The following is a 26,882-nucleotide window of genomic DNA, read 5'->3' on the forward strand; positions in this document are numbered from 1 at the left end:
TCAGCGGCTCCTCAGCAAATCCTGCTTGAGCTTTTGGTCGATGGGCTTTTGGCCCAGCCAGATGCTGAAATAAGCGGCAGCGAAATCAGCACCTTCAATATTGACCAGAGCCCTGTCGTTCAGAGCCAGCTCCGTGCCTCTGCCGGGAACATATGTCAGGCTGTAGCGATCGCCGGGCTTGACATCCTCATAGACGGCGTTGATACGATCGAGGCGATCCTGCAACCTTCTCATTTCTCCAGGAGACAGGTTACGCTCCAGGGTAGGCTTGGCTCCCTTGTCGAAATCCTTTCCCTTGATGGACACCAGGTAGCTGATTTCGAGGCGCTTGGGCACATCGGAAAGCACATGCGCAACTACGCCGAGCTTTTGAAGCGAATCTCCGGCTGGCTTCGGGACGACGGGCTGCTTTTTGTCCACATCTTCTGCCACCGTGAGTATGCATACTTTTTCGAAACGACAAATGAAGATGACTGGATGGGCCGGTATTTCTTTACTGGCGGCATCATGCCGTCAGACCACCTGCTTTTGTATTTCAACCGGCACATGGCGGTGGACGATCACTGGAGGGTGAACGGCATGCATTACCAGAAGACCTGCGAGGACTGGCTGCGGCGCCTGGACGAAAAAAGGGAGCGGATCCTGCCCATCCTGGAGAAGACCTATGGGCACGACGCCAGGGCCTGGCTCCAACGCTGCCGGGTTTTTTTCATGGCATGCTCTGAGTTATTCGGATTCAACGCCGGCAACGAATGGCTCGTCAGCCACTATCTTTTTCGAAAAGTCCGAAAAACGCCTTAAAATTTTCTCTGAATTCCAATCGCCGGCAAAACAAAAAAAATTGCAAGGAAGTCGATGAAGATACGATATATTTTGGTGATTTAATTTGAAAGTGATGATAGATAGAACGATGGTGGCGCGGGGGCCGGGCGGACCTTTTTCCGTTGTCGACCTTCCCCGTTGAACGGCGTCGGCGGCCCACCAAAGAGGCACCTTGTTACAGGCCGGAGATTTCATTCACAGAAACAGGAGCACCAGAGTAATGCCAGTTCGACTTTTTGTTGGGAACCTTCCCTATGACACGACTGAAGCAGAGTTGAGGGAATACTTCTCGGCAGTGGGCACGCTGTCCTTTGCCCAGGTGGCAATGGATAGAGAAACAGGAAGGGCTCGAGGGTTCGCGTTCATCGAGTTTGTCGACGCCGCTCAGGCGGAAGAAGCCATTCGCAGATTCAACAATCAACCCTTCAAAAACAGACCCCTCGCAATCAACGAAGCGCGCCCGAGGGACAGCAGCTCCCCGGCGAGAGGGAGCTATGCATCGCCTGCTTCAGCGCCGCCCCAGCGCCGTTCTGCCCCCCCGAGCACCGATTGGATCAAGGACTCCTCCATGGCAGACCCCCCTTTGACGAAGGATTTTGACAGCTCCGGTCGCCGCAGCCGGAAGCAGAAGGGCAAGGACGACCGGGGAGAGGTAGGTCTCAAGAGTGCAAAGCGGAAGAAACGCGGAAAGCAATCCAATTGGGACGACGAGGATTATTGAAATAATCTGCAGGATGATCCGGCCGGCAAAATCAACACAGACTGCGCACATCCTCCCTGCATATTGAGGTCTATGGTCCCGCCTTCCTGCCCACCCTATCCGGCAGGTTCACGCCCGGGCTTGTAAAGATGGATTGAATCGGTTCCAATACCGCCTCAATTCTTTCCAAGGGGGTTTTTGTCTTTCAGATGGGATACCCTCATAAGCCCCGAAACCGGCTGTGAATGAGGCCGGACCTTCGGGAAGGACAATGTGCCGCGACTCCTCCGACCCGGCAAAAGATCGCAATGAGCATGAAAGGGTCGGTTTTTTCAGGAACGGGGGATTCGAATGCAGCCAACGACCAGATGACAGGGAGAGTGATGAATGATGGATCGTTCTAAAGCAACGCTTTACAGTGGGGGCCTCAAAGGGGCGGAAGCGGAGTTCGGCATCAACGCCGAGCTGTGGGGGATACACGAAGTCAATTTTACCTTTTTGGGCCATGAGATGGAGCGCATCAAGCACGTGAAGTTCCTGACGGAAGAAGATCTCCAGAAGGGGGATGTCAGCATGGAGATCGTCTACAAGCGTATGGGCAGGACCTATACCACCGCCGAAAAAATTCGGAAAGTCATGCAGTCCATCTTTCACATGGTCAACAATGGCTACCAGGTTTTTGCCGTGGGCTGGATCAAAGAGGACAAGACCGTCAAAGGCGGAACGGGCTGGGGGGTGGAACTGGCAAAATTTTTCAACCGACCGGTCAGTGTTTTCGACCAGGACAAGAAGCAATGGTTCACCTGGGAAAATCATCAATGGGTGGAAAACACTCCCGTCATCGCCCACGAAACCTTTGCGGGAACCGGAACGCGATACCTGACGGACGAAGGCCGTCAAGCCATTCGCGACCTTTTTCAACGCTCTTTCGGAGCACCGGGGAAAGCATAGGTTCTGCACGCAAACCTCTATGCTCATGTCATGACCGGCACCCCGGCGGAAGCCGGGGTCCAGAAACCGCATAACCCTGGATTCCGGCTTTCGCCGGAATGACGTTGAGTCAACAAGATTGCCTGTCCGCATCACGGGGTCAATCCGACCGTCCCATGGTATGAAGCATCGCGTCGGCCTGCTCTCGTGCCTGAAAGCTCCACCGGGTGACAAAATTGCACTCCGGAATTGACCCTCAGTCGATTTTTGCTTTATAATATAAATTGTTAGAAGGTTATGACACGGGCCTGACGACACAAGGCCCGTTTTTTTTCTGTGTACCACCCCTATTTTGAGGTTTTCCAGTGGACAAGCAGCACCAGAAAGAAGTCGACCGGCGCCGATGCTTCGGCATCATCAGCCACCCCGATGCGGGCAAGACCACCCTCACGGAAAAGCTGCTGCTCTTCGGAGGGGCCATTCAGCTCGCGGGTGCGGTGAAGGCGCGCAAAGCCGCACGGCATGCCACGAGCGACTGGATGGCCATTGAGCGCGAGCGCGGCATTTCCGTCACCACTTCCGTCATGAAGTTCAATTACCGGGATTTCGAGGTCAACCTCCTGGACACTCCCGGCCACCAGGATTTTTCCGAAGACACCTACCGGGTGCTCACCGCCGTGGACAGCGCCCTCATGGTCATCGACAGCGGCAAGGGCGTCGAGCCCCAGACCGAGAAGCTGATGGAAGTCTGCCGCATGCGCAACACGCCCATCATCACTTTCATCAACAAGCTCGACCGCGAAGGATTGGAGCCTCTCGATATCCTGTCTGAAATCGAAGACAAGCTCCAGATCGAGTGTACGCCTCTGTCATGGCCCATCGGAATGGGCAAGAGCTTCAGAGGCGTCTACAACCTCTACCGCAAGGAGCTCCACCTCTTCACTCCCGGCAAGGAAACGCGGCAGCAGCAGGGGATCGTCATCACCGACCTCTCCGACTCGAAGCTCGACGAGATCCTGGGCCGACAGGCAAACAAGCTGCGGGAGGATGTGGAGCTACTGGAAGGGGCGGCAAACCCCCTCGAGAGAGAGCATTACCTGAAAGGCAACCAGAGTCCGGTCTTTTTCGGAAGCGCCCTCAACAATTTCGGAGTGAAGGAGCTCCTGGACGCTTTCGTGGAAATGGCTCCGGCTCCAGGATCACGCATGACCCTTTCACGGGACGTGTCTCCCTATGAAGAAGCCTTTTCGGGTTTTGTGTTCAAGATTCAGGCAAACATGGACCCGGCCCACCGCGACCGCATCGCCTTCCTGCGCATCTGCTCCGGGAAGTTCACGCGGGGCATGAAAGTGATGCACCACCGCATGGGCAAGGAAATCGCCATATCCAATGCCACCATTTTCATGGCCCAGGACCGGGCCAATGTCGAGGAAGCCTACGCGGGGGACATCATAGGGATCCACAACCACGGGACTATCAAGATCGGAGACACCTTCAGCGAAAAGGAGCCCTTGAAATTCACGGGCATCCCCAATTTCGCCCCGGAGCACTTCCGTCGGGTGGTCCTCAAGAACCCCCTCAAGCTGAAGCAGCTGCAGAAGGGACTCATTCAGCTGGCCGAAGAGGGAGCAGTCCAATTTTTCCGTCCCATCATCGGCCGGGATTATATCCTGGGAGCTGTCGGGGTCCTCCAGTTCGACGTCACCATGGCCCGCCTCAAGGCCGAATACAGCGTCGACGCCGTTTACGAGCCCGCACCCTATGCGGCGGCACGCTGGATTGCCTGCGAAGATAAAAAGAAGCTGGAGGATTTCGAGAAGAAAAACCAGGGGAACCTGGCCCATGACGCGGAAGGGCATCTCGCCTACCTTGCCCCCAACGAATGGCGGCTCGGTTTCATCATGGAAGACTGGCCCGACATTCAGTTCCGCAAGACGCGCGAGCACGCTTGAGCTGAGCTGCTGCAGGGCTGAGGCATTCCGGACATTGGCAGTGCACAGGATTCATTTCATGGAACAATTAGAGGAGAGACGTTGCTCACTTCTATCATAGAAAAAGTTCGCCGTTGGTTTGGCGGTGGGGACAAAGGAGAGAGCCAGGGCTCCACACCTCGGACACTCGCTGCACCTGCCGAGGGAAAAACAGGGAATCCGGGAAGGGATTCGGGAGGGACCCCGGAGTCGCCCCCGGCCGAAGGAGAGTCTGAACGCCGGAAGAGCCGTTCCAGGCGACGGCCTCGGCGGCGGGGCCCCAAGAAAGACGTGCAGGCCGTCCCGGAAGGAACGGAATCCCGTCCGGAGCCCTTCATCGCCCTGGAAGAGCCCTGGGATCCCGCCGAATTCCAGGTGCCGGAAGAGGAGGGCAAGACCCGGTTTCACGACCTGGACCTTCCCAACGAAATCATGCACGGCGTCTACGACCTGGGATTTCAATACTGCACCCCCATTCAGAGCGCCGTCCTCCCCCAGGCTCTCCAGGGCGCCGACGCAGCCGGCAAAGCCCAGACAGGGACGGGCAAGAGCGCTGTCTTCCTCATCACCATCCTGACCCACCTGCTCACCAAGCCCGCCCCCGACAAACGGCGAAGAGGCGCTCCGCGGGCTCTCATCCTGGGTCCCACTCGCGAGCTGGTGCTTCAGATCGAAAAGGACGCTCGAGCCCTCAGCAAACACACACCCATCAAGATCGTCAGTGTTTTTGGTGGGATGGACTATGAAAAACAGAAGCGGGCCCTCACGGGCGGGTTGGTGGATGTCGTCATGGCCACCCCGGGCCGCCTCATCGATTTTCTCCGTCAGGGAGACATCTACCTGGGCGGCGTGGAAATCCTCATCATCGACGAAGCGGACCGCATGCTCGACATGGGCTTCATTCCCGATGTGCAGCGCATCATTCGAAGCACTCCTCCCAAGGACAATCGCCAGACCATGCTCTTCAGTGCAACCCTCACGCCTGAAGTTACCCGGTTCGCCTCCCAGTGGACCCGCAACCCCGTCATGGTGGAGATCGAACCGGAGCACGTGGCTGCGGACAATGTGCAGCAAATCGTTTACATCACCACCACCCAGGAAAAATTTGCACTCCTTTACAACCTCATTACCCTCCAGAACATGGACCGCGTCATCGTTTTCGGGAACCGGAGGGACCTGACGCGCAACCTGACGGAAAAGTTCCAGGACTACGGCATCAGCTCCGCCCTGCTGTCAGGGGAAGTGGACCAGAAGAAGCGCATCACCACCCTTGAAAGCTTTCGTGCGGGGAAAATCCGAGTGCTGGTGGCAACGGACGTGGCTGCCCGCGGACTGCACGTGGACGCTGTCAGCCACGTGGTGAACTACAACCTGCCCATGGACCCCGAAGATTATGTGCACCGTATCGGCCGCACAGGACGCGCCGGAGCCACCGGCATCTCCATCAGCTTCGCCTCGGAAGACGACGCCTTCCAGATTCCAGCCATCGAAAAGTTCCTGGGCCAGGAATTGCACTGCATTCATCCCGAGGACGAATGGCTCGTCCTGCCGCCCCGGCCCGAGGGAGCCCGCTCCCGCCCCAAGCCTCAGAGGTCTTCGCGGGGCTCCGGCCAGGACAGAAGGATCTCCTCCAAGGCGCGCATCGACGGCAAGTTCAATCCCAACTTCAAGCGGGGAGGCTCCAAAAGCCGGTAATCCCATAGGGCGAGAGGCAATCCATGGCGTTGTTGAGCATGCGGGATGTGAGTATCGGCTATGGGGGGCCGCCGGTACTGGAGAATTTGAGCCTTCAGATCGAACGGGGGGACAGGGTATGCCTCCTGGGACGCAACGGGGCGGGAAAATCCACCCTCATGCGGGTCATCCAGGGGACACTGGTCCCCGACAGGGGTGAAATCATCCGGCAGGCGGGCCTGCGGGTGGCGTATCTTCCCCAGGAAGTACCGCAGGGACTGGAGGGCAGGGCCTTCGACGTGGTGGCCGGCGGGGTCACGCCCGGACCGGGAGAAGACCCGGCAACCCGGGAAGCCGTTTCGGAGGAAAGTCTTTCCTCCCCTCCGTTTCACGCCGAAGAGGAGTGGCGGGTTCAGCAGCAGGTGGCCCAGGTCCTCTCCCGCATGCACCTGGACCCCGAAGCCCCCTTCGAAGCCCTTTCCGCCGGACTCAAGCGCCGCGTGCTCCTGGCGCGGGGCCTGGCCCGCGACCCGGACATCCTCCTCCTGGATGAGCCCACCAACCACCTGGACATCGATGCCATCACCTGGCTGGAAGACTTTCTGCTGCGCTACGGGGGCACTCTCCTTTTTGTCACCCACGACCGCATGTTCCTGCGGAAATTGGCCACGCGCATCATTGAACTGGAGCGGGGCAGCCTGGTGGACTGGTCCTGCGACTACGATACGTTTCTCCAGCGCAAAGAGGAAGTGCTGAACGCCGAGGCGGGACAGTGGAACCGTTTCGACAAGAAGCTGGCCCAGGAGGAGATCTGGATCCGACAGGGGATCAAGGCCCGGCGCACCCGCAACGAGGGCAGAGTCCGCGCCCTGGAAAATATGCGCGAGATCAGGCGAGAGCGGCGGGAGCGCACCGGCAATGTGCGGATGGTGGTGCAGGACGCGGAGCGCTCGGGAAAGCTCGTGGTGGATGCCGAAGGAGTAAGCTTCAGCTACCGGGATCACCCGATCCTTCGGGATTTTGCCACGACGGTCATGCGGGGAGACAAAGTCGGGATCATCGGACCCAATGGTGTGGGGAAGACGACACTCCTGCGGATTCTGGTGGGAGAAATTCCCCCGGACGCAGGTCGGCTGCGGCTGGGAAGCCGCCTGGAAGTCGCCTATTTCGATCAACTGCGCGCTCAGCTGGACGAGAGCAAATCCGTTCAGGACAATGTGGCCGACGGGAACGACACCATCATTTTCAACGGAAGCTCACGTCATGTCATCGGTTATCTGCAGGATTTTCTTTTTTCACCCGAGCGGTCCCGCAGCCCTGTGAGCGTCCTTTCGGGCGGGGAGCGCAACCGCCTGCTCCTGGCTCGCCTCTTCGCCAAGCCATCCAATGTGCTCATCCTGGACGAGCCCACCAACGACCTGGACGCGGAAACCCTCGAGCTCCTGGAAGAGCTCCTCATGGACTACCCGGGTACCCTTTTCCTGGTCAGCCATGACCGGGCCTTCCTCAACAACGTCGTGACGAGTACGCTGGTTTTCGAAGGGGAAGGCAGGGTCGTCGAATACGTGGGCGGCTATGACGATTGGCTCATGCAGCGCCGGCCCGACGCCGTCGAGAAAAAGACCAGGCCCGGAGGAAAGCAGGAACAGCAGCGCACGAGACCCGAACGCCCCCGGAAGCTCACCTTCAAGGAGCAGCGCGAGTTGGAAGCCCTTCCCCAGCAAATCGAAAGCCTCGAGGCCGAGCAGCAGGGGCTTTACGATGCCATGGCCGATCCGGAATTCTACAAGGGGGAGGCTCACGCCATTGTGGAGGCCAAAGCCCGCCTGGAAGCCCTGGGACAGGAGCTGAAAGAAGCTTACCAGCGTTGGGAAGCCCTGGAGGCCATCAACGGCTGAGACGGACTAGAAAGAATAGCCGATGAATGGAAATGATCCATCACAGAATAGACTTGCTGTCCTCATCGATGCCATGGACCTGCTCTATACAAAACGCTTTGACGGCTTCTGCCTTGTATCAAGCGACAGCGATTTCACGCGCTTGGCCTCCCGCATCCGCGAAGAAGGCTTGCTGGTCTACGGATTCGGTGAGAAAAAAACTCCCAAGGCCTTTGTATCCGCTTGTGATAAATTCATTTTCACAGAAGTCCTCCGATTTGAAGAGAATGCTGAGCCTGCCGTAAAACCCAAGACGGCCAACGAGTTAAAGGGGGACGCCAAGCTGGTGGCACTGTTGCGAACTGCTCTGGAAGCGGCTTCCGACGAGAGTGGATGGGCGCATTTGGGTGCGGTGGGCAGCAATATCGCCAAGCAGGCTCCGGAATTCGACCCCCGAAACTATGGCTTCAGTAAGCTGAGAGGGTTGGCTGCAGCCATGAAACTCTTCGATCTGGATGAAAGAATCCACAGTGACGGACGTTCCCAATCCGTCTATATTCGTGATAAGCGCAAAAAAATTGAAAAATAATGCTGAATTACAGAGGCCGTGCAACCCCATGCCCGCCATATAGAGCTTAGACAATTCTTTGGAGCACCACATCACAAAAACCAAGAATAGAGGAAAAAGGATTCTTGCCGACTCTTGTGCAGGGTCATGAAGATCGACGTGAAGGATGTGAGAGAAGGTCTATTGAATAAAAAAGGCGCCTATAGATGCCCATTAATTCGAATGAAGTGATTGAAGTATTGGTTGTCGACGATCAACCCCTCATTCATGCTCTAACCCTCCGGGTTCTAAGGTCGGCAGGATTGAAAAGATTTTACTCGGCCAATAATGCGCAGGAAGCCTTGAGAGTGCTCCGGACGCAAAAAGTAAAGTTTGTCATCACAGATTGGGTGATGCCTCAAATGACAGGGGTGGAATTGATACGCGTCATAAAAAAAGACCCGAACATTTTCCATGTTCCCATACTCATTCTGACGGGCCTTTCTAACGCCGAGGCTGTGATGTGCGCATTGGAGGAAGGGGCGGACGGATATCTGCTCAAGCCCTTCACACCCGAAAAATTGATCGAATCCATCCGGAACATCGGGCAAAAGAAAAACCGACCCCTACAAAAACAACTCGATATAATCCAAAAATTGAAGCTTAATGGGAAGTATGATGACGCAGTTCGGCTCGGGAAAAAATTCTTTCGAGAGCACAGGGATCCAAATGTCCTTTTTCTCCTGGGCGAGTGCCTGTCAGAAATGAACCAGTACAATGAAGCTGTAGGTTTTCTCAAAGAATCCGCCAAGGTGGAAAAGTGTGGCCGGTCAGATAACCTGATCGGCAAAATTTATATGAAGCAAGGAGAAGAAGAGCAAGGCATCAGTCATCTGAAGCAAGCATCACAGCAATGCACCTTCAACTTGGTCAGAAAGGTGGACCTCGCTCAAGCTTATTTTGATTCCGGACAATCTACCAAAGCCGAAGCGGAGATTGAAGATGTGCTTCGATCCAACCCCACGAACCTGATTCTGGCCGACATCGGGAATCTGTACATTGGCCAGGGAGATCTGAAAAAGGCAGGCGCATATTTGGAAGAGGGAGTAGTACCTAATCAAGAAAATATCCATATATTCAATAATTACGGTATAAATTTGAGACGGAAGGGCCTCTACAAGGAAAGCGAAAATATCTATAAGAAATGTATCGAAATCCTCCCAGATTCCTTCGTACTCTATTTCAACCTGGGTATGGTGTACAATCAGCGTGGTAATTATGTCAACGCCATGAAAATGTTTAAAAAAACCCTTCATCTCAACCCCGAATGCAAGCCAGCTGAAGTCTTGTTGGAAACGGTCAAAAGGAAAATCCGCGATCCACAGGCCAGTGTATGACGACAACCTGTCGCCTTGGTCAGAAGAACTCAGGAAGATTCGCATTCAGCCTCTGAGACCCGCGGTAGGTGTGATAAATAGATCAACTGCCCTTTTTGCATGTATGGTGACACGGCGAGTCGATATGTGTTATGGAGAATGGATTCCTTTTTCCCGGGAGGAGGGGGCATATTCCCTCTCCTCGTGCGCTTTTGTCCATAAACCCTAAGGAGGTCTTCCATGGCAGATGAACGCAAGGTCAAAGACATCATGTCCCCCATCGAGGAATACAACTTCGTCAACGAAGACGATAGACTTTGCGATGCTCTCAGAATTCTTCGGGACAACCACGAAAAGCTCCAGCAAAACACTCCGGGCAATTTCCACAAAACCCTCTTTGTCAAAAACAGCGAGGGGCAAATCGTCGGAAAATTCTCCACCTTCGACCTGATCCGCGGACTGGTGCCCGAATCGGCCAGGAAGACAGACTCGAAGAAGCAATATTACTATCGCTCCCTTTCCATGCGGGCCGAAGAAGTGGAAAAAGAGATCAAACAAATCCAGGAGCGTTTTCACTGGTTCAACACGAGCTTTTTCGATCTGGTCCGGCAGGAAACCCAGAAGAAGGTCAGTGAGGTCATGTCTCCCATCGATCCGCTGCTGGAAGAAAACGACAGCATCAACAAAGCGGTCTATCTCATGTTCAAGGAAAACATCCGACAGCCCCTTGTGCTGCGGGACGGAAAGATCGTGGGAGTGGTGACGCTCATGTGTGTTTTTGAAGAGCTCTTGACCCTCGCCGGAGACCAGTGCTTCTGGGAAGGGATCTCTTGATGCCTTTATATGGAAAAATTCAAAAATAGCTCAATCTTTTCCTGGACAACCGGTATCTCGTTGTTGTATGAAAGGTTCCCATGGAGGTGATGTCCAATGCAACCAGAAACTGGATGGAAGTTCAGTGGGATTCAGGTAAGTGCCGAAGAACTGGAACTGATTGTGGAAACCATAAAAGACCTTGGGGGACTGAGCCGCACGGAACTGGCTCACACCGTTTGTGAGCTTCTGGAATGGAAACGCCCCAACGGAGGGCTGAAGGCTATCGAATGCCGGCCGTTCCTGGAAGAGCTGGACGCCAAGGGCTTGATCAAGCTTCCCGAGCTCAAAGTGAGCGGCCCCAAGAAGAAGCGCCCCCGCAAAATTGCGCCGGACCCTCCGGAGCAAATGCCCGCGTTGATTGAAACCAAGCTGGGGGACGCCAAACCCATCGAAATGGAGCTGGTGGAGACGCCGGAGCAGCGCAGCCTGTGGCGCGAATGGGTCAGTAAATACCATTACCTGGGATGCACGGTCCCCTTCGGCGCCCATTTGCGCTACTTCGTTCGCGTCACCCACCCGGAGTCCCAGCGGGTGGGCTGCGTCCAGTTCTCCAGCCCCGCCTGGAGGATGGCTCCGAGGGACCATTGGATCGGGTGGGACGACGAGCAGCGCGTGAAGCGCCTCCAGTGGATCGTTCAGAACAGCCGGTTTATGATCCTTCCCTGGGTGCGCATCCATTGCCTGGCGAGCGCGATCCTGGCCCAGATGGCCAAAACCATCGCCGCTGACTGGGAAGCCCGCTACGCCATTCGCCCTGTTCTGATGGAAACCCTCGTGGATCGGGCAAAGTTCGAGGGGACCTGCTACCGAGCGGCCAATTGGATCCCGCTGGGGCAAACCACCGGGCGGGGCCGCATGGACAGAAAGAACCTGCGCATCGGCAAGGGTGCCGTACCCAAAGAGATTCTCATCTATCCGCTGTGCCGCAACCCGAGGAAAAAACTCCTGGAGCCGTAACGCTGCAGCAGGCGGAGCATCCAGCGGTGAGTGATCCGTCGCTTCATTGTCGCTGCGACAATATGTGCGTGGAACTGCCGAGAAAAGCCTCCGCCGCTTCGGCTTCGCTCTCGGAGAGGGTCGGGTGGGGATGCATGGAAAGGGCCATGTCTTCGGCGAGGGCGCCCATTTCCACCGCCAGCACCCCTTCGGCGATCATTTCCCCGGCTTCACGCCCCACTATGCCCATGCCCAGGACGCTTCCGACTTCGGGATCGATGACCAGCTTGGTCAACCCCCTGTTGAGCCCCATGCTGAGGGCCCGACCGGAAGCGGACCAAGGGAATCGGGCCACCTTCACACGGCGGTTCTGCCTGCGCGCGTCATCTTCCGTCAGCCCGCACCAGGCGATTTGGGGGTCTGTAAAAACGACCGCGGGAATGGCCTGCACGTCGAAGGCGGAAGGCTTGCCCGCAATGACTTCCGCGGCAACTTTTCCTTCGAACATGGCCTTGTGGGCCAGCATGGCACCGCCCACCACATCGCCGACGGCAAAAATTTTGGGATCGTCGGTACGGCGCTGTTCATCCACGAGAATAAAGCCACGGTCATCCAGCTTCACCCCGGTATGCTCCAGCCCCAGGTCTCCCGAATTGGGCATGCGCCCGATGGCCACCAGCACACGGTCGAACGTCTGGCGGGGCTCTACACCGTCTCCCTCCAGGGTGACCTCGACGCGTTCCTCCTTTTCTTCCAGGGCCGCCACGCGGGTTCGAGTGTGCACCGCAGCAAAGAGCTCCCGGAGCCTTCGCTCGAGGGGCTGGACCAGGTCTCCATCGGCCCCGGCCATGATGCGGTCGGCATATTCCACCACGGTCACACGGCTCCCGAGAGAGGCATAGACGGACCCCAGCTCCACGCCCACATAGCCGCCGCCGACCACCAGGAGCCGTTCCGGAATGTCCCGCAGTTCCAGTGCCCCCGTCGAGCCCATGACACGCCCCCCCTTCTTGAAGGCGGAGCCGGGGAGAGGGTTGGGACGGGAGCCCGTAGCCAGGATGACGTGGCGGAATTTCACATGAGAAATTTCACCCTCCAGCAATCGGATTTGCTCGGAGCTTTCGAAGACCGCGCGCCCCTGGAGGAACTGAACCCCGCGCCGCCTGCACAGCTCCACGAGGCCGTTGGAAAGCCGGTCGATGACGGCGTTTTTCCACTCCCGCAACCGGGGCAGATCCACCCGGGGCTCGCCGAAGGAAACCCCCATTTCACCCGCCCGCGCCGCGTCGTGGATGATTTCAGAGACATACAGGAGCGTCTTGGACGGAATGCAGCCGCGAAAGAGGCACACTCCCCCGGGCCGTTCCCCCATGTCCACCAGGGTGACTTCCAACCCCAGATCGGCGGCCCGAAATGCCGCCGCGTAGCCGCCGGGGCCGCCGCCGATCACCAGAACATCCGTTTCCTGCGTGAATTCCCCCATGACCATAACCGGTTCACCTCCCGTCGTGCATCCTCGATCCCTCTGCTGCTCTCACATCACCATCATGAGCTTTTCCGGGCTCTGGAGCGCTTCGATGATCATTCCCAGAAAACGCGCCGCGTCGGCGCCGTCCACCACCCGGTGGTCAAACCCCAGAACAAGGGGCATGATCAGCCGGGGGACAATCCGGTGGCTGCGCAGATCCCCCTGGACGACGGGCTGCAGCCGCGCCTGAGCCATGCCCAGGATGGCCACCTGGGGATAATTGACGATGGGCGCGAAGCCGGTTCCCCCCAGCGGGCCGATATTGGTGACGGTGAAGGTGCCACCGGCCATATCGTCCACGCCGGCCTTGCCCTCCCGGGTCCGCTGCGCCAGATCCCGGAGCTCCACGGCCACCTGGGTCAGACTTTTGCGATCCACATCATGCAGCACCGGAACGATCAGACCCTTTTCGGAATCCACCGCAACTCCCACATGATAGTAGCGCTTCAGAACGATCTCTTCAGAGGCCAGATCCAGGCTGGCGTTGAAGCGGGGAAAGGCTTTGAGAGCCGCCACGGCAGCCTTCACTACGAAGACGGTGAGGCTCAGGGCTCCTCCCGAGGCTTCCACCTCCGCCTTGTGCTTCCGGCGGAACGCTTCCAGGTCCGTGATGTCCACCACATCCTGATGGGTGACATGAGGAATCTGAGACCAGGCCAGGGCCATCTGCCTGGCTGTCGCCCGGCGGACGGAGCGCAGGGGAATCCGTTCCACAGGGCCGAAGTCCTCGAAGCGGGGAAGGGGCGGTGCGCCGGAAACGAGGGGAGGGGCAAGAGCGGCAGTCTCCGCGGCGGCGCCGGGCTTTTCAGCTGCGACTCCGGCCTCGCGGGCCGGCTCAGGCGCTCTTTCCTTCTTTTCGGAAAATTCACGCACATCTTCCGGCGTGACGCGACCTCCCGGCCCCGTCCCGTGCACCTGATGCAGATCGACTTCCAGCTCCCGCGCCAGCCTTCGGGTGGAGGGAGTAGCCAGGACGGGCACCGTTGCCCCGGACTCCTTTTCGGCATGCGGCCGGGGCACTCCCTCAACGGCTGCGGGAATGTCCTCCCGCGTTTTCTTCGGAGCAGGTTCCTCCCTTTCGGGCTGGGACGGCGCCTGGGGTTTCGACGGGATCTTTTTCTCCTCCTCGCTGAACGTCATGAGCACCTGCCCCACTTTCACGATATCTCCGGGCTTGACTTTGATTTCGGCCACCACCCCGTCGACGGGAGAGGGAACCTCCGTTGTCGCTTTGTCCGTTTCCACCAGGAGGATGGGCTGGCCGTCCTCCACACGGTCTCCAACGGATACGAGCACTTCGACGATCTCTCCTTCGTGTATTCCCTCTCCGAGATCCGGCAGCTTGAATTCTATGGGCATATCCTCTCCTCACTCTGGGTCTTTGTCAGCGTAAGTCAGCGTCTGACAGCGTTTTTCAGCGTCCATTCCCCCTTCGCAACCCGGGAAAAGCCTGTCAGTTCCCCCCCCCGGCAGGGTTCAGTATTGAACGGTTTCGCGCACGGCGCTCACGATGCGGTGCACTCCCGGCAGGTAGTCCATTTCTCTTTGAAAGAGCGGAATCACCAGGTCGAAGCCCGTCACCCTGCGCACCGGGGCTTCCAGGGACAGAAAGGATTTCTCCACCAGACGGGCGACGAGCTCGGCGCCGGCCCCGAAGCTCCGGGGGGCTTCATGCACCACCACGACGCGCCCGGTTTTTCTGGCGGATGCCGTGAAAAGGCTATCGTCCAGGGGTGCGAGCGTCAGGAGATCGATCACCTCGGCGTCGATGCCGTCCTTTTCCTTCAGAAGTTCGGCAGCCTGCAGGGTCGGGTGCATCATGGCTCCGAAGGAGACCAGTGTCACATCCCTGCCTTCGCGGGCCATGTGGGATTTGCCGATGGGGAAGGTTTCCTCCTCGTCGGGAACTTCTTCTCGAAAGGCACGGTAGAGGGCTTTGGGCTCATAGTAAACCACCGGGTCCGGATCTCGGATGGCGCTGACGAGGAGGGCACGGGCATTCCGGGGAGACGATGGAATGACCATCTTGAGCCCCGGCGTATGGGCCCAGTACACTTCGCGACTCTCGGAATGATGCTCCAGGGCGCGTACCCCCGCCCCATAGGGCGCACGGAGCACCATGGGGACGCTGAACCGCCCGAGAGAACGCCCGCGCAGTCGAGCCGCGTGAGACTCCATCTGGTGAAAAGCCAGGTAGCTGAAGCCGGAAAACTGCATTTCACAGACAGGCCGGAGTCCATAAAGGGCCATCCCGATGGAGAACCCCGCAATCCCCGATTCCGCCAGGGGAGTGTCCAGGACGCGCTCGGGACCGAACTGTTCGATGAGCCCTTCCGTGACGCGAAATACCCCGCCGTCTACCCCCACGTCTTCACCCAGAACGATGACGCGGTCGTCTTTCTCCATTTCCTGGCGCAAAGCCAGGTTGATCGCCTGGACCATCGTGAGCTTAGCCATTGTCCGCCTCCTTCCGTTTTTCCGCCAGTTCCCGCTCCAGCTCCGCCCTCTGCTCCAGGAGATGGGGAGGCGTTTCCGCATACAGATGCTCGAACATGTCGAGGGGATCGGGTGTTTTCCGGGTGATCTCCTCCCAGCGTCCTTCGGCAGCCTTCACCTCGCTCTTGACCTCTTCGTCCACCGCTTGAATCTTCTCATCCGAAAGCAGGCCTTTGTCTTTCAGGTATTTCTGGAACCTCACGAGGGGATCCCGCTTTTCCCATTCGGCCACTTCTTCATCCGTGCGGTAACGTTTGGGGTCGTCCGCAGTCGTGTGCACCGACATGCGATAGGTGATGCATTCCATGAGGGTGGGCCCGCCGCCCGACCGGGCGCGCTCCACGGCCTCTTTGGCGGCCGCGTAGACGGCCAGGATGTCGTTGCCGTCCACCTGGATGCAGGGCATGTCGAACGCCAGGGCTTTCTGAGCCAGCGTCCGGGATCGGGTCTGCTTGGAGCGGGGGACGGAGATGGCCCATTGATTATTCTGGCATACGAAGATGAGGGGAACCTGGTAGACGGAGGCAAAATTCATGGCCTCGAAGAAATCGCCCTCGGAGGTGGCGCCGTCCCCGAAAAAGGTCATGGCCACATCCTTTTTCCCCCGGTACTTCATGGCATAGGCAATGCCCGCGGCATGCAGGGGATGGGTCCCCACAGGGATGGAAACGGGCAGGTCGTTGAGATCCGAGGGGATGTGGCCCCCTTCGTTGTACCCTCCATAAACGAGGAGAATATTTTCCATCTTTTTGCCTCGCCAGAGCTCCGAAGGCATTTCCCGAAAGGAAGGGACCAGCCAGTCGGAAGGCTCCAGCAGAGCCACCGCTCCCAGCTGAGAAGCCTCCTGCCCCTTGATGGGGGCAAAGGTACCGATCTTTCCCTGGCGCTGCAGGGTGAGCATGCGTTCGTCGAATCTGCGGGCAAGGAGCATGCCCCGATGCAGCTTGAGGAGCAAATCCTCGGGAATATCCGGTTCCAGCTCCTTGTCCAGTTGCCCATTTTCATCCAGGATCGAAAGGTAGCTCACCCGGTACGGAAGTTCGATTTCTTTTTTCGGCATATCGCATATCCTTCTTTCCGGTTCAGTCTTAAAACGTGGCTTGATGAGGCTATTCAACTTGATGGGGCTATTCAAAATGACATAAATCGTCTCTATAGTAAGTACAAACTCCAGTACTGACCAGAGCGACCGTCCATCTTTTCAAAGGAGCGACCATGAGATATCCCAAAATTCAAACCGCTCTTCCAGGCCCCAGGGCGCTAGAGCTCATCCAGAAGGACACGGCTTATGTTTCTCCATCTTATACCAGAATCTATCCGCTGGTGACGGAAAGAGCACAGGGATTGTGGATTGAGGACCCTGACGGCAACTCGTTTCTCGACTTCACCGCCGGGATCGCCGTCTGCGCCACGGGGCACTGTCATCCCCGCGTCGTCAAAGCCATTCAGGATCAGGCGGAGCGCCTGCTGCACATGTCCGGCACGGATTTCTATTACACTCCCCAAATCCACCTGGCCGAAAAGCTCGCGCATCTGGCCCCCGGTCAGAGCGCCTGGAAGGTATTTTTCGGGAACTCCGGGGCGGAGGCCGTGGAGGCGGCGTTCAAGCTGGCCCGCTGGAGCACCCGCAGGGATTTGAACCTGGCCTTCTTCGGAGCCTTCCACGGCCGCACCATGGGGGCACTGTCCCTGACGGCGAGCAAGACCATCCAGAAAAAATATTACAACCCCCTGGTCCCGGGAATCACGCATGTTCCCTATCCCAACTGCTACCGGTGCCCTTACGGAATGTGTGCCCCCTCCTGCGACACCGCCTGCGTGCGCTGGATCGAGGATCCCCTCTTCCGCACCACGGTTCCGCCCGAAGAGGTGGCGGCCATTTTCGTGGAGCCCATTCAGGGGGAAGGAGGATACATTGTCCCGCCCCCCGAATTTCATCGGGAATTGTACAAACTGACCCGAAAATACGGGATCCTCTTTGTGGCGGACGAGGTGCAGTCGGGTATGGGACGGACGGGAAAAATGTTTGCCATGGAGCACTTCGGAGTCGTCCCGGACATCATCGCCCTGGCCAAAGGGATTGCGTCGGGCATGCCCCTGGGAGCCATGGTGGCCCGCGCGGACATCATGATCTGGGAAGCCGGCTCCCATGCTTCCACCTTTGGGGGCAACCCCGTCTCATGCCAGGCCGCCCTCGCGACACTGGCCCTTCTGGAAGAGTCCCTCATGGCCAATGCGGCCGCTCGGGGAGAACAGCTCATGGCGGGGCTCCGCGAGCTCCAGAAGTCCATCGAGTGCATGGGCGACGTACGGGGCATAGGGCTCATGGTGGGTGTGGAGCTGGTCAAAGACCGCGTCACGAAGGAACGCGCCCACGAGTGGCGGAACGAGGTCATCCAGAAGGCTTTCCGCAAGGGACTTCTCCTCCTGGGATGCGGAGACAGCACCATCCGATTCTGTCCGGCCCTCACCGTCAGCACCGAGGAGATCGACGTCGGCCTGAGCATCTTTGAGGCCGCAGTCCGTGAGGTAGCTGGATGAAGAAGCAAACCAGGGTCGTTGTCATTTCGTGCATTTTCGGGATGATCGCGTGGGTTGTGGATGCGGCCTTCGACCATTTTATATTTTATGAGAAGCCTTTCTGGGATCTGCTCATTTTCCACGTCCCCTTTCACGAGGTTTATGTTCGGGGCGCAATCCTCTCTTGCTTTTTAGTTTTCGGGGCGATTGCCTCTCGGCTCAGCTCATGACCGCCCAGGAAAAGGAGCGGGCACTCATCGCCATGGAGCTCCACGACAGCATTGGGCAGACTCTGACGGCCATCAAGTTCACCCTGGAAAACATCATCGTCAATGCGGACAGCCCTTCTGCTACCCCATCCGTTGAGGCCCTGTCTGCACTGGTGCCCACAGTTCAAAGCGCCATAGAGGAAGTGCGGCGCATCTGCGCATCCCTTCGGCCCTCTCTTCTGGACGATTTCGGGATTCTCGTCACGTTGAGCTGGTTCTGCCGCGAATTCCAAAAAGCCTATCCGCAAATTCACATCGAGCAAAATATATTTCTGGAAGAAGAGGAAATCCCGGAGCACCTGAAAATCGTCGTGTTCCGCATCGTACAGGAAGCCCTCCACAACGTGGTGAAGCACAGCCGTGCCCACAGCATCACCCTTTCCCTGGAGAAAACCGATTCCCGGATGAAACTGGACATCCAGGACGACGGCCAGGGCTTCCACGTTCAGGAAATCGCCTCAGGCGGCGATCCGCAGCGGGGAATGGGCCTCGCGGGCATGAAAGAACGGACGGAGCTTTCCGGTGGTTCTTTCACCATACATTCCAGCCGGGAAGCAGGAACCGTCGTCACCGCATCATGGCCGATACCCTGAACTTTCCGCTTAAAAAAAAGGGGCGGAAACTGATATTTCCGCCCCTCTCGGTTCCACTGTTGCAATGCCTGAAACGACTTTCATGCTTCTCCGGGAATTCCCCGTAACCGATTTACACTATGGCACACCCGCCTCTCTTTCAGGGTCCAAAGCCGAAGAGATTGACTTCCCTTCCTGTATCTTCCCAGCTTCCATCATTGCATCGCATGCATTTGTGAGAGCTGCAAGTTTCCGCACCGTGGCCATATTCACGACCTTCAAACATGCAGGATCGTTTGTCTCTGGATTCCATGGAGCACCTCCCTCTCCCCCGAAGGGCCCTCAAATTTTACTTCGGTTTGCCTTACGTTCCATCCTCAATCATCTGACGAAGAGAATGGCAGGGATTCAAATCTGTTCATGAGAAAATGATAATCACCCTCGCATCCGAAGACCACTGTCTACCCAGCAATCCCGGAAGGCCTTCCATCGCCGGGCATCACCGGAGGCATGCTTCTAAAGACGTTCAGGCGTTTGGAGTCCACACTTCGAAAGGCCATCCGACCAGTCCGCCCTCGATATAGCTGACACGGTCGAAACCGGCCCCATTGAGGATACGCTGGGCTTCATAACCGCGCATGCTCACTTTGCAGAACGCGAAGATCTCCTTGTCCCGGGGCAGCTGGTCCAGTTTTCCCCGCAGGGCTCCCAGGGGAATGTGAACCACCAGCTTCTCGTAGGGCATGCGCATCATCTGGAATTCATCAGGGGTTCGCACGTCGAGGAGCAGGATGTCCTCCCCGCTCTCCAGGCGCCGCCTGGCCTCCAGGGGAGGAATCCCTCGGGCAATGCCGTTGAGCTTGTTCAAGAGCAGATGCGCCGTGACGGCGAGGGGATCGATGGGCGGAGCGTAGGGGGGCGCATAGCCAAGGTCGATGTTGCCCACCTGGTCCACGGTGGCACCAAAGAAAATGGCACCGGCCGCCACATCCAAACGCTTGGAGGCATCCCCCATACCGACGACCTGGACACCCAGCAGCTTGCGGGAGCGGCGACACGCCACCATTTTGATCACCAGAGGTTTGCTCTGGGGCACATAGTGGGGGAGGTCGGGTCCGGCCCAGATGGCCGTCTCCACATCGGGATAGAGCTGGCGAGCCTGCTTTTCCGTCAGGCCCGTCCGGCCCAGGGTGACATCGAAGGCCCGGCAGACGCCAGTACCCGTGATGCCCACGAAGGGCTCGGCCACCCCTGCGATATGATCGGCTATGACCCGGCCGTGTTTGTTGGAGGTCGATCCCAGGGGGACAAACATGGCATCCTTTATTTCCGGGTAGGCGGCATGGTTCACGACGCAGTCCCCGCCGGCATAAATGTCGGGGTCGCTCGTCTGGCAATATCCGTTGATGACGATGCCTCCCCGGGGATGGCAGGCAAGCCCGGCCTCCCGGGCCAGCTCATCATTGGGGCGGACTCCCACGCCCACCAGCACGAGGTCGGCCTCTATCGTTTGCTTGTCCGTCTGGACGGAAGCGACTTTCCCCTCCTTCCCCTGCACCGAAAGGACCTTCTCCCCCAGGACGAGGCGAACACCCTTCTGGCGGAGCTGCTTGGCGGCAAGAGTGGCCATGTCGTAATCCAGAAACTGGGGCATGATCTGATCGAAGATTTCCACCATGGTGACTTCCAGGCCTCGACGCACCAGGGCTTCGGCCATTTCCACCCCGATGTAGCCCGCCCCGATGATGACGGCCCTGCGCAGCTTCTGCCCTTCGATCTCCGCCACCATGCTCTCGGCGTCGTCCGGGTGCCGCATGTACCAGACATGCGCGAGCTCCAGCCCCGGGATGGGTGGCTGAATGGGCCGGCTGCCCGTCGCGAGAACCAGCTTGTCATAGGGAACATCCCGCTCGTCCCCCGTGTCGAGATGCTTCACACGGACCGTTTTGGCCTCCCTGCTGATGCGGGTGGCCTCCAGCCGCGTCAGGGTCTTGAACCCCTTCGCCTTCTCGAAGAATGCGGCATCCCGCAGTACGCCGACGGGCGTCTCGCTCACCATGCTGATTTCCGGATACATTCCCTCGACATAATAGGGGAGCCCGCAAGCACCGTACGAAACCAGACGGCCACGTTCAATCATGGTGACATCCGCATCGGGGATCAACCGCTTCAAACGCGACGCACTCTTGGGTCCGCAAGCCACTCCACCAATGATCAAAACACGGAGCTGATTTTCCATGACGCTCTTCTCCTTCTGGGTTGTCGGGATTGTTTTTCCAAAGGAAACCGTGAATAGGTCGATATTTTTCGTCCTCCATGCCCCTGGAAGTCAATCGAATTGGCAAATGATCCTATCACAGAGTTGTAATGTAGTCTAGACGCGTGGTGCGCACGTCCTACAGGCCCACTCGTAGAAAGGAGATTTTGGGGTGCAGGGTTGATCTGCGACAGCTGATGGATCATACTGCCATTGTCCTCAAGGAATACACGGTCCCCCTTCACTCAGGAGGACGGAGCGTCGGGAGCACAGCGGCCGGGGTCGTTGGAGCAGGGGGCTTCCACCCCATCCAGAGCAAATTGGAGCGAACCCGGAGCTTTCCCATCGAGAGGAAGAGACGTTGACCGATAAAGCCCTCCCCTCACTGGTTGACCCGAAGGTTGTATTCAGAGCACGCGGCGTGAGCAAGAGTTACCACATGGGTGCAGTGGAGGTGGTCGCCCTGCGCGACGTGGACCTCGATCTCTATGCCGGCGAACTGGTGGTACTGCTCGGCCCTTCGGGCAGCGGGAAATCGACTCTCCTGAACATCCTGGGAGGGCTGGATGTGCCGACGAAGGGTACCGTCCGCTACCGCGACCACGACCTCAGCGCTTTCGACGATGCCGCACTCACTCAGTACCGCAGGGACCACATCGGCTTCGTCTTTCAGTTCTACAACCTCATTCCCAGCCTGACGGCGCGGGAAAATGTGGCATTGGTCACCGAAATCGCTCAGCACCCCATGACACCCGAAGAGGCCCTGCGTTTGGTGAGCCTGGGGGAGCGCCTGGACCACTTCCCCGCACAGATGTCCGGAGGAGAGCAGCAGCGGGTGGCCATCGCGAGAGCCATCGCCAAGCGCCCCGACGTGCTGCTCTGCGACGAGCCGACCGGCGCCCTTGATGCTCAAACGGGTATCCTGGTACTGGAAGCCATCGACCGCATCAACCGGGAGTTGGGGACGACGACGGCCGTCATCACGCACAATGCCATCATTTCGGAAATGGCCGACCGGGTCATCCTCCTGTCGGGCGGCAGGATCGTCGACATCCGACGCAACGCGAAAAAGACCGCAGCGCGCGAGCTCGCCTGGTAGTCGTCATGAACGCTCTCCATCGAAAGCTCGTGCGCGATCTCCTGCAGATGAAAGGGCAGGCCTTCGCCATCTCCCTCGTCATGGCCTGCGGGATTGCGGTCTTTGTCATGTCTCTCACTACCTTGGCGTCCCTGGAAACGGCTCGGGAAGCCTATTACGACCGCTACCGTTTCGCGCAGGTTTTTGCCCACCTCAAGCGGGCCCCCGACCCGCTCAGGGAGCGCATTGCGGCGATCCCCGGCGTCTCGCGGGTGGACGCCCGCGTGGTCGTGGACGTGACTCTCGATATCCCGGGCATGGGCGAGCCGGCTGTCGGAAGACTCGTCTCCATCAAAGGCGGTTCCGGCAGCAGCTTGAACCGCCTCCACATTCGGAAGGGGCGCCCCATCGAAGCCGGCCGAAGGGGAGAGGCCCTCGTCAGCGAACCATTCGCCCAAGCCCACGGTTTCAATCCCGGGGATACGGTCCGCGCCGTCATCAACGGCCGCCTCGACACCCTGAAGATCGTCGGGATCGCCATATCACCCGAATTCATCTATCAGCTCCGGGCCGGGGACATCGTGCCCGATGACAGGCGCTTCGGGGTATTCTGGCTGGATCACGAGGAGCTCTCCACCGCGTACGGCCTGGAAGGGGCCTTCAACGACATCTGCCTCTCCCTCATGCCCGGCGCCCTGGAGCCCGAGGTTCTGCACAGGCTGGATCACCTCATCGAGCCTTACGGGGGGCTGGGGTCCTACGGCCGGGAGGATCAGTTCTCTCACCGGCTGATCTCCGACGAAATGAAGCAGCTGCGCGGCATGAGCATCATCCCTCCCTCCATCTTCCTGTCTATCGCTGCTTTCATCATCCATGTCGTCCTCTCGCGCCTCATCCACACCCAGCGCGAGCAGATCGCCACCCTGAAGGCTTTCGGGTACAGCAGGTTTGAAATCGGACTCCATTACCTGAAGTTCGCCCTCGCCATCACGACGGGGGGCTCCCTGCTGGGAACGGGCATGGGAATATGGCTCGGGCAGGGCCTCACGGAGCTTTACGCCCGGTATTTTCGCTTCCCCGCTTTTTCCTACCACCTGGACCCCCTGGCCATCTGCCTTGCGCTCCTCATGGGGGGAGCCGCGGCCGGACTCGGTATCCTGAACGCCGTGCATCGCGCGGCGCGCCTGGCTCCGGCGGAAGCCATGCGCCCGGAGCCTCCCGCAAGGTACACGCCCACGGTGTTGGAACGTCTGGGCCTGCAGCGCTTCTTTTCGCCACCGCTGCGCATGATCCTGAGGCAGCTGGAGCGGCGCCCCCTGCACGAAATCAGGCACCTTCCCGGAGTTCGCCGGGCCGAGCCCTTTCGGAGCGGCCATCCCGCTCGGACTGGCGCTCGGCCGTGGGCTCGCAGCCCTCACGGTGTGGACGGTGGAAGACGACGGCAAGACGCGCATCAAGGAGCGTTACACCGTGTCGGCACCGCTCCCCGGGAGATTGCTCCGCATCGCCCTCGACCCGGGGGACAAGGTCGAGGCCGCAAAGACCCTCATCGCCGTCATCGAGCCCACCGCCCCCGATCTCCTGGACGTTCGGACGACGGCCGAGGCGGAAGCCCGCGTACGGGCGGCCGAGGCGGCCAAAGAAAAGGCACAGCACGCTCTGAAACGGGCCCAGGCGGAGCAGGAGCGGGCCGTGGTCCATTTGAAGCGCCTGAAGCAGGCCCTGGAGCGACGCGCCGTCTCCCTGCAGGATGTGGACGATGCCGAGGCCAGAGAGCGCATGGCTTCGGAGGAGGTCCGGGCGGAACAGTCCGGCATCCAGGTGGCGGAATTCGAGCTGGAACAGACCAGGGCGGCACTGCTGCTCCTGAAATCCTATGCCCGCCAGGGTCCGAGCCGCACGCGCTTCGATGTCTATTCGCCCATATCGGGGACGGTTTTCCGTGTCTTCCAGGAGAGCGAGGCGGTTGTTCCCGCCAATGAGCGGCTGGTGGAACTGGGAGATCCGGGGGACCTGGAGGTCGAGGTGGATTTCCTCTCCACCGATGCCGTGAAGGTCAAACCCGGCGCGAAGGCCTACCTCGATCGCTGGGGGGGAGACGGTTCACTCCTGGGACGCGTGCGGCTCGTGGAGCCGTCGGGCTTCACGAAAATTTCGGCCCTGGGAGTGGAGGAGCAGCGGGTCAACGTCATCATCGATTTTACCGAGCCCAGGGAGAAATGGACCCGCCTGGGGGATGCCTTCCGGGTGGATGTCCGCATCGTCGTCGCCGAAGCCGAAAATGTGCTGAAGGTCCCGGCCGGGGCGCTCTTCAGGCAGGCAGGCGCATGGAGCGTGTTCGTGGTCCAAAACGGCAGGGCGCACCTGCGGCCCGTTGAAATCGGGATGCAAAACGACATCGAGGCGGAAGTGCTCCGGGGGCTCGACGAGGGCGCCACGGTGATCGCCTACCCGAGCGACAAGATCAGGGACCATGTGTCCGTAAGGCCTCGATAAAATATTCCGTTGAGATTCTCAAGAAAGTCCTGATTGACAAAACAAAAGAGCATGTTTCATTTTAGAACAGCTGATAGGCTTTCGAAAACTCTATTGCAGTGTAGAGGAGCGTGAATATGAACACAGCCAAGCAGGATGTCGAATCTTTGTTGCAGAAGCTGCCGGATGACTGTACGTTGGAGGACATTCAGTACCATCTATATGTGATTGAGAAAATCCGCAGAGGCATCCAGGCAGCGGACACGCACGGCACCCTCACCCAGGAAGAGGTCGAAAGGCGGCTGAGCGCATGGACTACGAAGTAGCGTGGTCCCCTGCGGCATTGGAAGATGTTGAATCACTCGCGGACTACATCGCAAAGGGCTCGAAGTTTTACGCCGGCGCCGTTGTAGACAAGCTCCTGGATACTGCAAGAAGACTGAAAGATTTTCCATTAGCAGGACGGATCGTACCCGAGTTCGAGGACGAAACGATCCGAGAGCGCTTTGTCTACAACTATAGACTCATTTATCGCCTGCACACCAAACACATCACCATCCTTGCCGTAATTCACGGCAAACGCCTTCTTGACTCCCTCGACGATAGAATTTAGTGGTCTCGAGGGATGACCCAGCGATGAAATGGACCCGCCGAACGTTGCGAAGAAGCTGATGGATACCGAGATGACCTTATTTCAATCCACACATGGAGGCACGTTGTGAGCCACCTCATCGAATCGCCTGAAGCCGTGGGGGTCAGCTCCGAGCGTCTCGCGCGCATCAGACCTGTCATGCAGTCGTACGTGGATCACCGGGGGTTTGCCGGGATAAGCACCCTGCTGGCCCGACGTGGGCGCATCGTTCATTGGGAGCAGGTCGGCTGGCAGGACCGGGAAAGTGCGACTCCCCTGGCGCCGGACACGATCTTCCGCATTTATTCCCTGACCAAGCCCATCGTCTGCGCCGCCTTCATGACCCTTTACGAAGAGGGGCGGTTCCAGCTGTATGAGGCCGTGTCCAAATTTCTTCCGGCTTTCAAAAAGGTGCGTGTGCTGGCAGAGACAACTCCCGGCGATAGACGTGAAGCCGACCTCGTCCGCCCCATCCTCCTTCGCGATCTGCTCACCCACACAGCGGGGCTGACCTACAGCTGCTTTGAAGAATCCCCCGTGAGCGAACTGTACCGACAGGCCCGTCTCCAGTGCGACGCCGGCCGTACGCTGGGAGAGATGGTGAGTGAGCTGGCGCGGATGCCCCTGGCATACCAGCCCGGTACCCGGTGGCATTACAGCATGTCCATCGACGTCATCGGCCATCTCATCGAGGTCATTTCCGGCCGACCGCTCCAGGATTTTCTAAAAGAGCGTATTTTTGCGCCCCTGGGCATGACCGACACGGGATTCTCCGTTCCGCCCGAGCAGCGGGACCGCCTCGCCACCATGTACGGACACCCGGATATCGCCGTCACCACATGGAGACAGGCCCTCAAAGCCTGGAAACAGGGCTGCAACGAGCGCATCGACGTGGAAGAAACCTACCCCTCGACCCACGGAGGAGCCTTCGCCCGCGGCGGCCACGGCCTCTTCTCCACGGTGAAGGACTATTGGCGTTTTGCCCAGATGCTGCTCAACGGCGGAGAGCTGGAGGGGGTGCGCATCCTCGGGCCTAAAACCGTCGCATTCATGCACCTGAGCCACCTGCCGCCGGCCCTGCTGCCTTTCGAGATTGCCGGAATCCCCATGCACGGCTATGGCTTCGGCCTGGGATCCCGGGTGCTCTTGAACGTCGCCGAATCCTCTCTGCCGGGCTCGGTCGGTGAATTTGGATGGTCCGGAGCGGCCAAGACCCACTTTTGGGTCGATCCCAGGGAAGAGTTGATCGGCATCCTGATGGCCCAGTTTATGTTCGGTTTTCGACTCCCGGAAAAGGATTTTCACGTCCTCGCCTATCAGGCGCTGCTGGACTGACAGGGAGTCCCCA

23 protein-coding genes and 1 pseudogene are annotated in these 26,882 nt (G+C 58.7%); 18 read left to right on the plus strand and 6 right to left on the minus strand.

All coding sequences use genetic code 11. The features are described 5' to 3' along the window. Window positions 1-420 (minus strand): chalcone isomerase family protein, encoded by a 420-nt coding sequence (locus MWC30_RS10035; protein WP_244084037.1) that lies wholly within the window; start codon window positions 418-420, stop codon window positions 1-3. Between MWC30_RS10035 and MWC30_RS10040 the strand changes: the two genes are divergently transcribed. The 10 genes and pseudogenes from MWC30_RS10040 to MWC30_RS10085 all read left to right on the plus strand — a co-directional run bounded on the left by MWC30_RS10040 (window position 349) and on the right by MWC30_RS10085 (window position 11,729). Continuing rightward, a complete protein-coding gene (locus tag MWC30_RS10040; protein ID WP_244084038.1) occupies window positions 349-801 on the plus strand; it encodes a class I SAM-dependent methyltransferase in 453 nt (150 codons plus the stop codon). The genes MWC30_RS10035 and MWC30_RS10040 overlap by 72 nt on opposite strands. 241 nt (window positions 802-1,042) lie before the next feature. Next, entirely contained in the window at window positions 1,043-1,543 is a 501-nt protein-coding gene (locus tag MWC30_RS10045; RefSeq protein ID WP_244084039.1) for an RNA-binding protein, read from the plus strand. 369 nt (window positions 1,544-1,912) lie between these two features. Further along, window positions 1,913-2,473 (plus strand): hypothetical protein, encoded by a 561-nt coding sequence (locus MWC30_RS10050; protein ID WP_368860832.1) that lies wholly within the window; start codon window positions 1,913-1,915, stop codon window positions 2,471-2,473. Window positions 2,474-2,817: 344 nt separating this feature from the next. Continuing rightward, complete coding sequence (locus tag MWC30_RS10055) at window positions 2,818-4,404, plus strand: peptide chain release factor 3 (protein WP_244084041.1); 1,587 nt, start codon at window positions 2,818-2,820, stop codon at window positions 4,402-4,404. A 93-nt stretch (window positions 4,405-4,497) separates the two neighbouring features. Then, window positions 4,498-6,117, plus strand: coding sequence for a DEAD/DEAH box helicase (locus MWC30_RS10060; RefSeq protein ID WP_368860833.1), 1,620 nt, complete (start codon window positions 4,498-4,500; stop codon window positions 6,115-6,117). A gap of 23 nt (window positions 6,118-6,140) precedes the next feature. Continuing rightward, window positions 6,141-7,994, plus strand: a complete 1,854-nt coding sequence (locus MWC30_RS10065; protein WP_244084043.1) for an ATP-binding cassette domain-containing protein — start codon at window positions 6,141-6,143, stop codon at window positions 7,992-7,994. Between the two features lie 55 nt (window positions 7,995-8,049). Then, window positions 8,050-8,562, plus strand: a pseudogene (locus MWC30_RS10070) (NYN domain-containing protein); the annotation flags it as partial. Between the two features lie 185 nt (window positions 8,563-8,747). Continuing rightward, window positions 8,748-9,917, plus strand: a complete 1,170-nt coding sequence (locus MWC30_RS10075; protein WP_244084045.1) for a response regulator — start codon at window positions 8,748-8,750, stop codon at window positions 9,915-9,917. Between the two features lie 219 nt (window positions 9,918-10,136). Continuing rightward, complete coding sequence (locus MWC30_RS10080; RefSeq protein WP_244084046.1) at window positions 10,137-10,730, plus strand: HPP family protein; 594 nt, start codon at window positions 10,137-10,139, stop codon at window positions 10,728-10,730. Window positions 10,731-10,826: 96 nt separating this feature from the next. Beyond that, window positions 10,827-11,729, plus strand: coding sequence for a Druantia anti-phage system protein DruA (locus MWC30_RS10085; protein ID WP_244084047.1), 903 nt, complete (start codon window positions 10,827-10,829; stop codon window positions 11,727-11,729). Between the two features lie 43 nt (window positions 11,730-11,772). On the opposite strand, the gene lpdA is transcribed toward MWC30_RS10085, so the two are convergent. The 4 genes from lpdA to pdhA all read right to left on the minus strand — a co-directional run bounded on the left by lpdA (window position 11,773) and on the right by pdhA (window position 16,792). Then, on the minus strand, window positions 11,773-13,191 hold the full coding sequence (gene lpdA, locus MWC30_RS10090; RefSeq protein ID WP_244084048.1) for a dihydrolipoyl dehydrogenase: 1,419 nt from the start codon (window positions 13,189-13,191) through the stop codon (window positions 11,773-11,775). A gap of 51 nt (window positions 13,192-13,242) precedes the next feature. Continuing rightward, complete coding sequence (locus MWC30_RS10095) at window positions 13,243-14,595, minus strand: dihydrolipoamide acetyltransferase family protein (RefSeq protein ID WP_244084049.1); 1,353 nt, start codon at window positions 14,593-14,595, stop codon at window positions 13,243-13,245. Window positions 14,596-14,712: 117 nt separating this feature from the next. Continuing rightward, complete coding sequence (locus tag MWC30_RS10100) at window positions 14,713-15,693, minus strand: alpha-ketoacid dehydrogenase subunit beta (RefSeq protein WP_244084050.1); 981 nt, start codon at window positions 15,691-15,693, stop codon at window positions 14,713-14,715. Next, complete coding sequence (gene pdhA / locus MWC30_RS10105) at window positions 15,686-16,792, minus strand: pyruvate dehydrogenase (acetyl-transferring) E1 component subunit alpha (RefSeq protein ID WP_244084051.1); 1,107 nt, start codon at window positions 16,790-16,792, stop codon at window positions 15,686-15,688. Before pdhA ends, MWC30_RS10100 begins: the two co-directional genes overlap by 8 nt. 155 nt (window positions 16,793-16,947) lie before the next feature. Between pdhA and MWC30_RS10110 the strand changes: the two genes are divergently transcribed. Together MWC30_RS10110 and MWC30_RS10115 are read left to right on the plus strand one after the other, a co-directional pair. Further along, window positions 16,948-18,273, plus strand: a complete 1,326-nt coding sequence (locus MWC30_RS10110) for an acetyl ornithine aminotransferase family protein (RefSeq protein ID WP_244084052.1) — start codon at window positions 16,948-16,950, stop codon at window positions 18,271-18,273. A gap of 163 nt (window positions 18,274-18,436) precedes the next feature. After that, window positions 18,437-19,114 (plus strand): sensor histidine kinase, encoded by a 678-nt coding sequence (locus tag MWC30_RS10115; protein ID WP_244084053.1) that lies wholly within the window; start codon window positions 18,437-18,439, stop codon window positions 19,112-19,114. A 505-nt stretch (window positions 19,115-19,619) separates the two neighbouring features. Here MWC30_RS10115 and MWC30_RS10120 read toward each other — a convergent pair. Further along, window positions 19,620-21,332, minus strand: coding sequence for an FAD-dependent oxidoreductase (locus MWC30_RS10120; RefSeq protein ID WP_244084054.1), 1,713 nt, complete (start codon window positions 21,330-21,332; stop codon window positions 19,620-19,622). 457 nt (window positions 21,333-21,789) lie between these two features. Here MWC30_RS10120 and MWC30_RS10125 point away from each other — a divergent pair, with 457 nt between their 5' ends. From MWC30_RS10125 to MWC30_RS10150, 6 genes are all read left to right on the plus strand, one after another. Further along, window positions 21,790-22,449: an ABC transporter ATP-binding protein gene (locus tag MWC30_RS10125; RefSeq protein WP_368860834.1), complete on the plus strand. Its 660-nt coding sequence runs from the start codon at window positions 21,790-21,792 to the stop codon at window positions 22,447-22,449. Window positions 22,450-22,454: 5 nt separating this feature from the next. After that, complete coding sequence (locus MWC30_RS10130; protein ID WP_244084056.1) at window positions 22,455-24,410, plus strand: ABC transporter permease; 1,956 nt, start codon at window positions 22,455-22,457, stop codon at window positions 24,408-24,410. Beyond that, on the plus strand, window positions 24,352-24,924 hold the full coding sequence (locus MWC30_RS10135; RefSeq protein ID WP_244084120.1) for an efflux RND transporter periplasmic adaptor subunit: 573 nt from the start codon (window positions 24,352-24,354) through the stop codon (window positions 24,922-24,924). Before MWC30_RS10130 ends, MWC30_RS10135 begins: the two co-directional genes overlap by 59 nt. 116 nt (window positions 24,925-25,040) lie before the next feature. Next, a complete protein-coding gene (locus MWC30_RS10140) occupies window positions 25,041-25,229 on the plus strand; it encodes a hypothetical protein (RefSeq protein ID WP_244084057.1) in 189 nt (62 codons plus the stop codon). Next, a complete protein-coding gene (locus MWC30_RS10145; RefSeq protein WP_244084058.1) occupies window positions 25,214-25,516 on the plus strand; it encodes a type II toxin-antitoxin system RelE/ParE family toxin in 303 nt (100 codons plus the stop codon). Before MWC30_RS10140 ends, MWC30_RS10145 begins: the two co-directional genes overlap by 16 nt. A gap of 105 nt (window positions 25,517-25,621) precedes the next feature. Continuing rightward, complete coding sequence (locus MWC30_RS10150) at window positions 25,622-26,869, plus strand: serine hydrolase (protein WP_244084059.1); 1,248 nt, start codon at window positions 25,622-25,624, stop codon at window positions 26,867-26,869. The last annotated feature ends 13 nt before the right edge of the window (window positions 26,870-26,882 follow it).

The sequence above is a fragment of the Desulforhabdus sp. TSK genome (genome assembly GCF_022836495.1).
Classification (GTDB): domain Bacteria; phylum Desulfobacterota; class Syntrophobacteria; order Syntrophobacterales; family Syntrophobacteraceae; genus Desulforhabdus.